The sequence below is a fragment of the Desulfopila aestuarii DSM 18488 genome, from assembly GCF_900143695.1.
GTDB lineage: Bacteria > Desulfobacterota > Desulfobulbia > Desulfobulbales > Desulfocapsaceae > Desulfopila > Desulfopila aestuarii.
This window is the reverse complement of record NZ_FRFE01000055.1, coordinates 1-13,418: the sequence shown is the minus strand read 5'-3', so window position 1 is coordinate 13,418 and position 13,418 is coordinate 1. Positions and strand designations below refer to the sequence as shown.

The 13,418-nt window shown below is 50.0% G+C and carries 10 protein-coding genes; 4 read left to right on the top strand and 6 right to left on the bottom strand.

Annotation, left to right across the window (positions count from 1 at the left end):
• On the bottom strand, positions 1-172 hold a 172-nt coding region (locus BUF15_RS25275; RefSeq protein WP_200802489.1), incomplete at its 3' end, for a transposase.
• 317 nt (positions 173-489) lie between these two features.
• Between BUF15_RS25275 and BUF15_RS25270 the strand changes: the two genes are divergently transcribed.
• The 3 genes from BUF15_RS25270 to BUF15_RS25260 all read left to right on the top strand — a co-directional run bounded on the left by BUF15_RS25270 (position 490) and on the right by BUF15_RS25260 (position 5,883).
• On the top strand, positions 490-792 hold the full coding sequence (locus tag BUF15_RS25270) for a hypothetical protein (protein WP_073617010.1): 303 nt from the start codon (positions 490-492) through the stop codon (positions 790-792).
• Between the two features lie 259 nt (positions 793-1,051).
• Positions 1,052-3,676, top strand: coding sequence for a glycosyltransferase (locus BUF15_RS25265; protein ID WP_073617008.1), 2,625 nt, complete (start codon positions 1,052-1,054; stop codon positions 3,674-3,676).
• A 92-nt stretch (positions 3,677-3,768) separates the two neighbouring features.
• A complete protein-coding gene (locus BUF15_RS25260; protein ID WP_073617014.1) occupies positions 3,769-5,883 on the top strand; it encodes an LTA synthase family protein in 2,115 nt (704 codons plus the stop codon).
• 27 nt (positions 5,884-5,910) lie between these two features.
• On the opposite strand, the gene BUF15_RS25255 is transcribed toward BUF15_RS25260, so the two are convergent.
• A complete protein-coding gene (locus tag BUF15_RS25255) occupies positions 5,911-7,062 on the bottom strand; it encodes a VanZ family protein (RefSeq protein WP_143170881.1) in 1,152 nt (383 codons plus the stop codon).
• A 225-nt stretch (positions 7,063-7,287) separates the two neighbouring features.
• Here BUF15_RS25255 and BUF15_RS25250 point away from each other — a divergent pair, with 225 nt between their 5' ends.
• On the top strand, positions 7,288-8,037 hold the full coding sequence (locus tag BUF15_RS25250) for a hypothetical protein (protein WP_143170880.1): 750 nt from the start codon (positions 7,288-7,290) through the stop codon (positions 8,035-8,037).
• Here the strand turns inward: BUF15_RS25250 and BUF15_RS25245 are convergent.
• From BUF15_RS25245 to BUF15_RS25230, 4 genes are all read right to left on the bottom strand, one after another.
• A complete protein-coding gene (locus BUF15_RS25245; RefSeq protein WP_159441387.1) occupies positions 8,034-10,310 on the bottom strand; it encodes a hybrid sensor histidine kinase/response regulator in 2,277 nt (758 codons plus the stop codon). The two genes, BUF15_RS25250 and BUF15_RS25245, sit on opposite strands and share 4 nt — an antisense overlap.
• 104 nt (positions 10,311-10,414) lie before the next feature.
• On the bottom strand, positions 10,415-12,169 hold the full coding sequence (locus tag BUF15_RS25240; protein ID WP_073617000.1) for a substrate-binding domain-containing protein: 1,755 nt from the start codon (positions 12,167-12,169) through the stop codon (positions 10,415-10,417).
• A 259-nt stretch (positions 12,170-12,428) separates the two neighbouring features.
• Positions 12,429-12,683 (bottom strand): hypothetical protein, encoded by a 255-nt coding sequence (locus tag BUF15_RS25235; protein ID WP_073616998.1) that lies wholly within the window; start codon positions 12,681-12,683, stop codon positions 12,429-12,431.
• 438 nt (positions 12,684-13,121) lie between these two features.
• Positions 13,122-13,418, bottom strand: a 297-nt coding sequence (locus BUF15_RS25230; protein WP_200802488.1) for a transposase, incomplete at its 5' end; no start/stop codon positions are given.

Here is a 13,418-nt window from a genome sequence, read left to right as displayed (position 1 = left end):
GCAGATGCCCTTCCAGCACTTTGCTCTCCTTCTGCCGAGCCAAATCATGCAACACCTCACCAAGGTGTTTTCTCAGCTGCCCATAAAGCGTTTTCTTTCGACACTTCGGTATCCACACGACGTGGTACTTGCAATCCCACTTCGAGTGGCTTAAACATTGTGTGTTGTTCATGAAGCCTCCTTCTCGTGACTTTGAGCGGTCCACGAGAGCGGAGGCTTCTTCATTTTGCAGGAACCGTCAAACTTTTGTAGTCCCCCGGCAAAGCCGGGGGTTTACCTAAAGGAAATTAAGGATGAGGGACGTGAAGTGATTGGTGGGTGATGCCGTGCGATGATATGCATTATAATCTAAAAATTAAGGATGAGGGACGTGAAGTGATTGGTGGGTGATGCCGTGATGAATGGTCGAATACAACCTGTTTTTTGGTTGTTGGTTACGCGACATCGCTAGTGGAACGACGCTCAAAACCTGCAATGGAGATTTCTATTATGAATAATGAAGGGAAAATCGTCAGAACCTTCCGGGAGATGCGAAAACGTGATCCGTTTATGGACCGGCGCTCCGGCGAAGATCGGCGCAAGGTCTATTCCCTTGAATATTTCCAGGCAGGCAATCCAGACCGACGAAAGCGCAATGAGCAGCGCTCAAATGTGGAACGCCGAGCCGATTGCGTTCGTATTTCCAGCTGGTCCAGTGTGTGTCCGGACTATGAGGATGATGATTACCAAAAAGGACGGGTACGTATTACTGCTCCAGTGAAGAATGTGAATGATCCCGAGCAGGGGGCGTGAGATTGAAATAATCAAGACGTTGTTCTGCTGGTGTCAGCTGAAAATTCTTTTCATTTTGCTTATTTTGTGGCACAATGTGCGCTGTGGAATTTGATGGAAGATCGGTGCAGTCTGCCATCTGCCGGCCAGCTGTAAAGGCGGCATGGAATTCCTTCATTTGTGCCCGGTCTTACCTATTTTTCTGGAATGAATTCTTGCCTGCCATTACCTTGACCCTTGTTGCTGAGGGTTGTGTGGTCTCTTTCCCCGTTACATACCGATGAGAAAATCCAATATTCTGATTTGTATAGCCGTTGCGGCTATTTTTATAAGTTGTTGGGCAATGCTGAATAAACCCGAGAATGAGCCTCCCTGGCCCAAACGGATCCAAGGGTTTTCTTTTTCGCCTATGCGCCCGGGAAATGACCCGGTAAAACATATCTTGCCTACTGAGAGCGAGGTAGAGGCTGATCTCAAACTGCTGTCAGGAAGAACCAATGCGGTGCGAGTCTATTCAGTTGAAGGTGTGCAGGCGAAGATTCCTGAGCTGGCGGCCAAGGTTGGCTTGAATGTGACGCTTGGTGCCTGGATTGGACCTGATCCTGTAGAAAATGAGCGGCAGGTGACCGAGGTGATCCGCATTGCCAGAGAGAATTACCAGAACGTTATCCGGGTCATTATTGGCAACGAGTCTATTCTACGGGGCGAGATCACTGTCAAGGAACTCGACAGCTATCTTGAACGGGCCCAACGCGAATTGACTATTCCGGTCAGCACTGCCGAGCCTTGGCACGTCTGGATCCAGCATCCTGATCTTGCCGATCATGTCGACTTTATCGCGACCCATATGCTGCCGTATTGGGAAGGGGTACCCCTTGACAACGCGGTCGACTATATCATCGATCGCTACAATACCCTGGCACGCAATTTCCCCGACAAACTGGTGGTTATTGGCGAGGTGGGCTGGCCCAGCAACGGTCGGAAACGAGGCGGAGCTGTGGCTTCACCTGCTAACCAGGCGACCTTTTTAAGGCGTTTTCTGGCAAAAGCCGAAGAGCTTGAATATGTCTATTATGTCATGGAGGCCTTCGACCAGATTTGGAAACAAAAAAACACCGAGGGCGCGGTAGGTGCCTATTGGGGCGTGTACGACGCCAATCGGCAGCCGAAATTTCCTTTTACCTCACCCATTGTCTCTATTCCTGAATGGCAGACGCTGGCAGCAGTGTCGGTGGCGATTGCCATTATCTGTTTCATGCTGCTGGTGGTTGACAGCAAAACCCTCAAATTACGGGGGAGGGGCTTTCTCGCCTCGATTGCCTTTATTGCTGCAACAGGAGTGGTGTGGATTTTTTACAGCTATTCGCGACAGTATCTCACTTTTTCGACAATTCTGGTTGGTATCCTTATGAGCATCGGTCTGCTCGGGGTGGTGATCGTGGTGCTGGCAGAGGCCCATGAATGGGCCGAAGCCATCTGGGGTTCCATGCAGCGCAGGGCATTTGTGAAACAGGAGGTCCCCGACGATGAGTTGCCCATGGTGTCGGTTCATGTGCCGGCCTATAACGAGCCGCCGGAGATGATGATTGAGACACTCAATGCCCTCGCCAGACTCGATTATCCGCGATTTGAAGTGATCGTTATGGATAATAATACCAAGGATCCTGAGGTATGGCGACCGGTGGAAGCCCATTGTCGAACCCTCGGACCACATTTCAAGTTCTTCCATGAAGGCCAACTTGCCGGTTTCAAGGCCGGGGCCCTCAACTATGCTCTTGCCCGTACTGCGGACGAGGCTACGGTGGTAGCCGTTATTGACAGCGACTATCAGGTCGATCCCTACTGGCTTCGTGATCTGACGCCACAGTTTTTGAAGGAAAATGTGGCCATTGTCCAGGCGCCTCAGGATTATCGGGACGACAAGGAAAACCTGTTCAAAGCCATGTGCTATGCCGAATATCGGGCCTTTTTCAGCATTGGCATGGTGGTTCGTAACGAGCGCAACGCCATCATTCAGCACGGTACCATGACCATGGTGCGTCGCTCAGTGCTGGAAGAGGTGGGGGCCTGGGCCGAATGGTGTATCACCGAGGATGCTGAGCTGGGTTTACGCATCTTCGAGCAGGGCTGTGAAGCCTATTACACGTCAAAAAGTTATGGCAAAGGGCTGATGCCTGATAACTTCGTCGATTTCAAGAAACAGCGTTTTCGCTGGGCTTATGGCTCGGTGCAGATTATGCGCTATCATCTCGGCGAGTTGCTGCGAAAGGGTGAGACCAAGTTGACCTGGGGGCAGCGCTATCATTTCGTTGCTGGTTGGTTGCCCTGGATGGCGGATAGTATCAATCTTATATTTACGGCTTCGGCTCTGCTCTGGTCGACCTATATGATCTATCTGCCGTTGACGGTGGATGCGCCGATGCTGATTCTCTCTGTTGTGCCTTTGACCTTCTTCATCTTTAAAGTGGCGAAGATGATCTATCTCTACCATCGACGGGTTGATTCCTCGGTGGTTCAGACAATGGCCTCGGCCGTCGCCGGGCTGGCGCTGACCCATACTATCGCCAAGGCCATGCTCTATGGGGTGATAACAAAGAATCTGCCGTTTTTCCGAACCCCGAAAAAAGCTGCTGACTCCAGTGAGTTCTGGTATGCACTCCAGTCTGCGCGGGAAGAAGCATTGGTGGGTATTGCGCTTTTGCTGGCGGCCTGGTGTCTCTACCAGCAGCATGGTGCGTCGTCATCGGATCAGTTGGTATGGATGATTGTTCTCCTGGTGCAGTCCACGCCCTATGTTGCGGCGGTGGCTATGTCGTTTATCGGGGCCTGCGCCCAGTTGCCGGAGAAGCTGGTCGAGAGTATCACTTCGCCGTTGGCCGACAGGCCAAAAACAGAAAATGAGTAAAGGTCTCGCGATACCGACTGCATTGATACAGCTCGGCGCGGTGGTGGACGATGATGTCTTACGAGCAGTGATTGCCGGGTAGGTTGTATATTGTGAAATCTCGATTGTGGCCAATTGTTCTAGGAATCCCCTGTTTTTTTCCAGCCTGCTGGCGACTGTTCACGAAAGGATTGAGTGAGCCTGTCGGGCTTTCTTCCGATCTCGGTATGGGGGTTGCCCTTTTTGCCCTGGTGTGGTTCGGACCGCGTTGGATGCGGGCTGTGCTTCTTATCATCTGGGCGCTCTTTCAGGCCATGTCCGCAGAGCTCTTGGCGGCTGTGGGGCGTTTTCCCTCCTGGCAGGATCTGCAGTATCTCGTTGACCCGAAATTTGTGGAGAGCAGTGCATCGGGGATGCATTTAGCCGAACCGTTGTATGTTCTGCTGCTCATTGGTTCAACTCTGCTGGCGATCATCATTCCACTCCGGCGTTCCGGTTGGCGACAGACGATGGTTGTGATTCTGGTTGGTGCCGGTCTGCTGATTCAGGCAAATTACAGCGCGTCGTATGTGAACCAGAGTGTGGCAGCACGATACAACCCGCTCCACTGGTTTATGGCTGACGCGCTCTTTCGTAAGGAATTCGCACAGGATGGATCGCTTACGGTGAATGATCTGCCGGAGAGTCTCCGAACGCTCGACCTTAGCGGCAAAAATCTCCTTGGAGACCATAGGGTAAAAAATGTACTCATCGTTGTCCTTGAGGGGGTTGTCGGTATCTATAACCCGGAAATCAGAACAAAGATGGGTGTTGCCGATGGGCCATTCCAGATGATGAAGCTGGAGGAAGCTACCCGGGACGCGATGCTGATTCCTGATTTCGTCACCCATAGTCACCAGACCATCCGTGGGCTTTACGCTATTCATTGCGGTGATATGAGTAAGTTCTCCTATGACACACCAAAAGGGATGGAGCTGCAGCTGAACCCAGCCCGGGCTGCAGAGTGTCTACCGGCACAACTGGCCAATGGCGGCTGGGCTACCCATTACCTGCAGGGTGCTCCACTCCAGTTCATGAATAAGGATAGGGTCATGCCGGCCATGGGCTTTCAGGATGTGCACGGCCTGGAGTGGTTTGGCGATAGGCGCGATAAGAACTTTGTCTGGGGAACAACCGATCCCGATTTTTTTGAAGGTGCCGGGCGATATGTGCGTCAGTTACAGCAACAGGACAAACCCTGGTTGCTGTCGCTTCTGACGGTGGCCACCCACCAGCCGTTTGATGCTCCGGAAGCGATGGTGAAAAAGTATGGCGATCGCAAGATTGCCGCAGTGGCGCAGCTGGATGAGGCCGTTGCAGGTTTCCTGGAAGGGCTGCGAAAAGACGGGATTCTCGATACCACCCTGGTGCTGGTTACTTCCGATGAATCGCACGGCTATGTGGGTGCTGACTGGTACAGCAGCTGGGGCTCGATGATGGTGCTCGCACCCGGTGAAGAGGCATTGCCTCGCCTGAAAGAGGGGACCTTTGGCCTTGTGGACATTGAGGCCTCGGTTCTTGATTATCTCGGGCAGCCGATGCCGGCATCGATCATCGGCCGGTCATTTTTCCGCGACTATGCAACTCCAAGGGAGATGGTTTCGTATACCTCTGGCAAGGTACGATGGCAGACTACGAATAATCGTTTGTTCGAATGCAGTGTTGATGGTGTCTGCCATGTAGCGGAGAATGCAAAAATCCTGGCACCGAACAGGGCGGCTGCCCACCGCGACGAAGAACAACGCGCTACCAGGATTTTCGGTCTGGCCTCTCTTCTTGATCACAAACTCATCGAAGGTATGAAAAGCCAACGGCTGCAGTTTGGTCACGGTGAAATCCGTGAGTTGCCCGCGAAAATTCGCAATGAATGGGCCGACAATCTGGTCGGAGCCCAGTATCTTGATTTTCCAAAGGACTCAAATGTGGATGTTGATATTCGCATAAGAGCGGTGGCAGCGGCACCAGAGGGCATTCAGCTGAAGCTGGTTATGCGCCAGTTCGAGCATGAGGTAGGTGGCATCGAACATCCGCCGTTCCCGCTATTAAAACAGGGAGAAGAGTGCAACATCCACTTCAGCTTTGCCAACCCTGAGGCACGTAAATCCTTCTCGTTTCACCTGGTAGGTGAGGGAGCAAACAGCTCCATCCAGCTGCAAAAATTTGAGGTGGCAGTGAATCTCGGCGGCTGAGTTTTGAGCATTTCCTAATGTTATCAGCTATTTTGCCAGATCTGTGGCGCTGTTGGCATGAGACAACATGTTTTCCATGGTGTTCCAGCTCATCTTGATCACCAGAACTCCGAGAATTGCACCGAGGGTATTGAGCACAAGATCGAGCAGAGTCGATGATCTGTTGGGCAACCAGCCCTGAGCCATCTCAATTGAGAGACTGATCCAGAATGAAATGATCATGGTCGCCCGGGCCGGATACCATCTGGAAAAGGCCTCAGACAGGCGCAATCGTGCATAGAGAGCTGCTCCCAGGGGGATGAAGCCGAGAAAGTTGATGATAATATCAGCAAGGAGCGTTTTGCTGAGTGTGAAATTCGGCCACGGTGGTGCGAGAAAAGTCTGTTTGAGTGCCATAGGTCTTGAGGGCAGTAGCAGCGGCTGGTCGTTGCCGGACTGATCCTGAACCTCTGTGCCTTTTCCTTCCAGGAATGTGAATAGCAGTAGCGGATTCTTCCGATCTATCCCGTCATTGAGTTGACAGCTTGCCGCCATTTCCTCAGGTGCAAGTTGCTTGTCGTAGATAGCCAGGTAGTGGAGCGTGCCCTCCCAGCTGTGATTTCCATATGGTGAGTTTCCAAGTATCAAACGTAATTTTTTCTCATTTGTCGGGATATCCAGACGAAGGCCTTTTTTTTCAGCAATAAGGGTACCATTGTCAAATAGTTGTGTACCTACATCTCCGGTGGTTATCCCAAGGTATCGTGGCTTTCCGTCTAAAAGAATATCGCCGGAAGAAATTCTCGGCAATTTAAGTCGATAGCTGTAATCGTTACCGTTCATGACAATGATGCTTGTTTCCCACTGGGCGATGGTCAACTGGCTCTCGTCTGAACCGTTGTGGAACATCAGGATCGGCCTGAATCCAGGTAGCTGTTTGGCCGAAGAAACAGCCAGACAAATAGAAAAACTCTGATCCGATGCCCTATCGTGAAGGGTGTGGAGGTCGTCCACATAGGCGAATCCCGGAGCATGGAACATCAAGCCCTGAGTGTCTGGGGACCACTCGGCATGATTGATATTGGGCCAGGTTTTTGGTCTGAGGCCGAAAAAAAGTATGATTGCCAGTACACCCAGGGTGAGCAGGGTCAGGTTTCTCTTCTGGGCCAATAGGCGAATAAGATGCTGAATAAAAAGCACAATAATCCGGTTCAGCAAAAAAAGGGTCTATGGAATGGTGTCAGCTAATTGAAAACGACCTATCCGAAAAATGTTGTTGTATTATATCATAGATACGGACTATTGGCCCGATTTCATTGCTATGCATGAAATTTACCTTTGGAAGCACATTGCTTAATGTGTACCTGTCGAGACTGGTGAGAAATGGGCGTGGCTGTTATAAATAATGCCTCTATGGGAGAGACGATGCTGAAGAGAGTTGGTCAGTTGGTGTATATGACAGTTCTGGTTGTCGTTATCCAGCTGGCAGGCTGTGCTCGGCTCCCTGAGTATGCTCGGCCTCAGTTTTCCGATTCTTCAGAGCGGGCGGGCGCTGGGCAGGGTTTTAGTTATCGGCCCCTGACGGTCAGTGATTTCCAGGCGACCTCGCTACCCGACCCCTATGTCCAGTATGATCATCGTATTCAGGCTCGTTCCTGTATAACCCTACGTTCATCGGCAAACACTGCAGCCCGGATAAGTCGTGGTCAGATCGATGGGAATGTGGTCTATATCGGCCGGTTCAGTCAGATAACCTTCGAGGCCGAGTTTAATCCTTTCTGCTCCTGGTGGAGTCCGGAGGTGCGCAGTGAGAGGGTTGGCTATGTTCTCCAGCATGAACAGATTCATTTTGCTTTAACGGAAATCACGGCTCGTCGTCTCAATCGCGACAAGAGTTTGGAAATTTTGCAATTTATGGCCATCGGTTCCGATCCGAAGGAGGTCGGAGTTCAGCTGCAGGAGAAAGTGAAAGAGGTGTCACGAGAGGCAATGACGGAGGATATCGCCGTTCATACCTCATTTGATGAGGATACATCACTCTATTTTGATCCGGTGGCCCAGCAGGAATGGTTTGACAAAATTTCGAGAGAACTCCTGCTACTGAAAACGGTATCCAGGCATCACTCAACCATTGGGGCAATGTCTGTTGAGCAGGCGGGAACCGATGGTGGTTAATTGTTTTTTTGTTGTAATCCTGCCTGGACGGCCAGCCCGATCTGTTCGATGCTGTATGGCTTTTTGATATACATCGCCGCCCCGAGCTTCTGGGTTTTCCTGACCCGCTCCGTTTCCGAATAGCCACTGGCGATAATGGCCGGTTGGCCGGGATAAAGTTCAAGTGCCTGCCTGTAGGTTTCCAGACCGTCTATTCCAGGCGGCATCAGCATGTCGAGAATAAGAATATCGGCTGGCTCACGCTGCAGTTGAAGTATCGCTTCTTCACCACTTGCGACGGTTGTCACCCGATAACCCAGTTTGGTCAACATGGCAGACGCGATTTTTCGCTGGCTTTCCACATCATCAACCACCAGCACCGACTCGCCGTGCCCCATATAGGTTTCCAGCGGTGGAGCATCCTCTGACACCTCGAACTCTTCGCGGGTGATGGGAAAGTAGAGGGTAAAGGTGGTCCCCTTTCCAGCAGAGCTCTGGACGTCGATATAGCCCTGATGATCCTTGACGGTTCCCCAGACCACGGCGAGGCCGAGACCAGAGCCGCTGGTGCCCATTACCTTTCTGGTGAAAAATGGTTCAAAAATCTTATCCATGTCAGCAGCACCTATGCCACTACCGGTGTCGGCGACGCTGAGTACAGCGTAGTCGCCCTGTTTGACATTGTCATAACCAACGATGGGAAGGGAAATGTACCTATTTTCCGTACGGATAATTACCTTGCCTGGGCCTTTGATCGATTCCACGGCGTTGGAGATGAGGTTCATGATAGTCTTGGCAAGATGAACCGGTGATCCTTTGATATTGAAAAGGTCGCTTTGCAGATGGAGATCAATGCTGATCTCGGGATTGTGGTCTGTCAGCTTTGTATACACTGGACTCGCTAGATACTCTTCCACCAGCCGGTTGAGGTTGGTGACTTCCCAGACTGGAACTCCCCTGCGGGCGAGTGTAAGCAGATCCTGGACTATACTGGCGGCCTTTTGGCCAGACTGCTGAATGATTTCAATGGATTTTCGATAGGGACTTTCTTTGGGCATGTCGAGAAGAAGGAGCTCAGGATAGCTGACGATACCGCTTAAGATGTTGTTGAGATCATGCGCTACGCCGCCCGCCAGAGTGCCGATGGCTTCCATTTTTTCGACGCGTTGCAGCTGTGCCGCAAGTTGCCTGCTTTCCTGTTCGCGCTCGGAGAGCTCGTTTATCTTTTGTTCGAGTTGTTGTTGGTATTGAATCAGGGTCAGGTTGTTGTCCTCTAAGGTGTCGAGCATCTCATTAAAGGCACGCCCAAATTGATGGATTTCGTCTTTGCTCTCTTTGCTGGATGCGAACCGTGCCTGCAGCTCCCCGCTTTTCACCTGCTGCATGACGCGGGCGATAGACCTGATCGGCAGGATAATGTTCCTGGAAATTATGGCGAGAATGATCAACAGGACCAGAATTCCGAGGAAGCTGGAAAGAGTGAACAGATGTTGCAGGTTAAGGCGAATTTTTTCCGATTCCTGCATGATTCCAGCAAGTCGTTGCTCCGAGCTGATTGAAATTTGGCCGAAAGATGCTCTGATGACCTGATTCAGCTCCTCGACCTTATGGTTTCTTTCGGTTATATCAAGTTCCGTCTGGAAATTTTCATTCAGCAGGTTGTCAAATGTTTTCATGTAGTTGCCGAGCCGCGAGTCGCTTGCAGGAGAAGAAGCAGCTGAACCCAGAGCATTCCCGACAAGTTTCAGTGCCTGGTATTTAGGAAAATCCTTGGCTGTCTGGTAGTTAAGGAAAAAATGGGTGAAGTTGAAGAGTGGTTTATACAGATCGATATTATTGGTTGCAAGAATGACAGAGACCATAGAGCGATAACTTGTCTCCATTTGGGCGGCTTGCAGGCGTTGCTGCGTTTTCAGCTGAATGAGATGGCTAACCGCCGAACCGTAATTTTCCATGTGGCTGGCGATTTGCTTTAACGTGAGGTCTGTAACCGGATCTGAATTGTTTTGCTGCAAGAGCTTAAGCCGGTGGCTGATGTCTTCCGTGAGCTTGCCAAATCGTATATCGGCATCGGCGTCGTTCTGGGTCAAAAGCACCTTTTCCCAGAATCTGATTTCGGAAAACAGTTCGGTAAGAGTGCTGATATCCCGCTCAAGCACAATGGCTTCCTGGGCAAGTCGTGAGCTCAATTGTTGTTGCAGTTGGAAATAGGCAAGAATAGCGTAGCCAAAACCAAATGAAAGGGTGAGCAGGAAAGCGATCAGGTAAAATTTACTGTTAATTGAACGAAACACACTCTGCCCCGATGTGGAATAGAAAAATGGTAGGTTGCCACTGTACCAGGTTGACATTTTTCAATGATGGCCTGGTTGTAGTGAAAAGCAATTTCAACAATGAGCTAATGAGTTATCAATGTAAGATCGACCGTGATTTCTCGAGGTATATCTTCACCCCTGAAAAATTTGACTGCCGTTTCGATGGCCAGTTTGCCCATGGTGTCCGGTTGCTGGGCAATGGTACCGGAAATAATTCCTTTTTTGACAGCCTCTCTCGCCTCGGAGCTGGCATCAAACCCTATCAGCACACGCGGTGGTCTCTTGCCGGCCTCCTGGTATGCATCGACTGCTCCAAGCAGCATGGCGTCGTTGTGGGCAAATATACCATTCAGGTTGGGATATTTGGGTAATGACCTGAGCATGACCGCCTTTGCTGTTTCTCTGTTAAAATCAGCGGATTCCCGGTGTACTACCTCAATAGTACTGTACTTTCCCAGCTCAGAGTTGAACCCTGCGCCCCGTTCATGTGCGGCGGAAGTTCCTGGAATGCCTTCAATTTCGAATACATTGCCTTCACCGATGAGCAGTTCAGCCATGTACCGTGCTGCTATTTTTCCGCCTTCAGTGTTATCAGAAGCGATATGGCTCAAGACGGTTGCAACGGCAACTTTCCTGTCGACGGTAATGACAGGGATGCCTAAAGAGACGGCGTAGGCGATGCCTGGGCCAATGGTTTCGGCATTAGTTGGATTGATGATCAAAAGGTTACTGCTTTCGTCAGAAGAACTGGTGATATCCAGTAACTGGCGTGAGTCCTGGTCTTGAGCATCTTTTATGGCGAGCTCAATGCCAAATAGCGTTGCAGTCTTAGACGCGTGTTGACTCAGAGTCGCAAAAAATGCGTTTGACAGGTTAGAGACAGAAAGTGTCACCTTTTTTCCAAACGACTCATAGGTGATCAGATCGACAGGAGTTGATCGCTCCAGTGCAACAGGTTCTCCGTGCATGCTGTTCAATGCTGCTTCAACACCATATTGGCCCATCAATTCTGGATGTTGCTCAATAGTGGCGACGATCCGTCCATTGCGCATTTCGGTGCGAACCGATTCCAAGTTGTCATAACCGGTAATAAATATTTCCGAGGATAAGCCAAGCAGGTCGACCGCCTGCAATGCACCGAGCGCCATGAAATCATTGGCACAGAAAATTGCGTCAATCTTACCGTGTTTGGTAATCAGGCGGGAAACCACGGCCAGAGCTTCATCTGTCCGCCAGTTGGCATTTTCTGATGCAACAATTTCGATTTCACTGTTTTGGGTTATGGCATCGATAAAGCCCTCTATTCTGGCAATCCCATTTTCGACACCAGGATAGCCACCGATGGCAAGAATTCTGCCTTTTCCGTTGAGTCGATTTTTAAGATAATTGCCGACCATCTGGCCACCGATGCGATTGTCCGTGCCAATAAAAGGAATGGAAATGCCAGCTTTGGCCATGGTGGCTGAATCAAGGTGAGTGTCCAGGGTTATAACGGCGATGCCGGCGTCAAGTGCTTTTTTGCAGATGGGAATGAGCTTTTCCGAGTGGGTGGGGGCTAAAATTATGGCACCGTAACGAAGAGAAATAAGATTGGCGATAATATTGATCTGGTGATCGACATCGGTTTCTTGTTCGACGCCGAACATGTCGAGGGCAATACCATGCTCTTTGGCATAGTTTTGCGCCCCTTCTGCCATTGTTGAGAAGAAGGGACTTGCGAGAGATTTCATCACCAGGGCCACGCTGTCTCGTTTGTCGGCCTGAACCTGATCGGGGAAGACAAAGATGACAAGCATCATCAGGATCACTGATATTTTTTGAAACAAGACCATATCCATGTTTCTCCTCAGAGCGCACAGGACGAAATATGAAAGGTTATCCCAAGTTTGCCGGAAAGCGTTACTCACCAAGTTTTCATAGGGAACGGGATCATTCACCTATTTTACGGTATTCAACAGAATTTTTCCAAGTAGAGGAGAAGAAAAAGGGTGTCGAGGTAGAAACATGAGAAGTCTGTTCAACTGTATCGACAGGGCTGAAAATACTAATTGGGAAATAGGCTTGCAGCTCTGTTAGCTTGCTTTTGCTGATATCTGTTTATTGCTCGGACATCTTTTTCTCAGTCTCAGTAGCCATGATATGTTTATTGTGTGTGACGGATTTTGCTGACTGTCCGAACTGCATAGCAGCGTATATGCCGCCAAAAAGGATTGCTGCCATTAACGCAAACTTGAGGAAGTCCATAGGTTTTTTCCAGAGAAAGATGGCCAAAACAAAAGCAACCCCCAGAGTGAGGAGAGGGTGATAGGTAACAATGCTGTAGAGGGTGGCGGTGAGGTTTTCCGGTATCATTATGATTCCTGCGAGTAGATGACAAATAGGCTTCGGACGAGGTACATCGGGGCGGGTCAAACAGGGCAGTTCCTGTATCGGAGAATATCCTTTCTTTCCCATCTCTTGTTAACCTGAATTATTCCAGATTAGGAATCAAAAAAACAGGAAATTTCATGAGTAAGGGGAGAGGGCGGCTTTATCGGTAGCAGTGTTGAGTAAGGCGGGCGAGATGTGATTGGTTGAGGCTGTTGACCAAAGATAATAGTATAAACTATCAATATACTGTCTTTATATCATTATTGAAACTCGATCGAATGTGGATATTCTATAAACATGTATGAGAGGGATGGCTAAAGAGAAAAGGTTGGCAAAAAAAACTCATACTGACGGAAGGGAAACGGATGATGGGGAGAACAACTAGAGTTATAGTCAAGTCTGGTGTTTGAAGAATCATTCTTAGATATTGACCACCCTGTTCAGCTCACCTTCTTTTACTGGTTCAACCCTCTCGCCATCCTTGAATCTCACCCCTCGAATGACCTCAGCAAGCAGCTTGAATCCCCTTAGCCGACGCCATTTCTTCTGGGCGCTCTGGCCGAGTTTGTAAACCATCGACAAGATAGTATGTCTTGCGACACATCCCCTTGTTTTTGCTGTCCGAAGTCGTACGGTGGCAAACGTTGACTCGATAGGGTTTGATGTACGAATATGTTGCCAATGGGCGGCGGGGAAATCATAAAACGCCAGCATTTC

Coding starts and splice junctions, on each gene's coding strand:
- BUF15_RS25270 (WP_073617010.1), top strand. CDS start 490: ATGAATAATGAAGGGAAAATCGTCAGAACCTTCCGGGAGATGCGAAAA.
- BUF15_RS25265 (WP_073617008.1), top strand. CDS start 1,052: ATGAGAAAATCCAATATTCTGATTTGTATAGCCGTTGCGGCTATTTTT.
- BUF15_RS25250 (WP_143170880.1), top strand. CDS start 7,288: ATGCTGAAGAGAGTTGGTCAGTTGGTGTATATGACAGTTCTGGTTGTC.
- BUF15_RS25240 (WP_073617000.1), bottom strand. CDS start 12,169: ATGGATATGGTCTTGTTTCAAAAAATATCAGTGATCCTGATGATGCTT.
- BUF15_RS25235 (WP_073616998.1), bottom strand. CDS start 12,683: ATGATACCGGAAAACCTCACCGCCACCCTCTACAGCATTGTTACCTAT.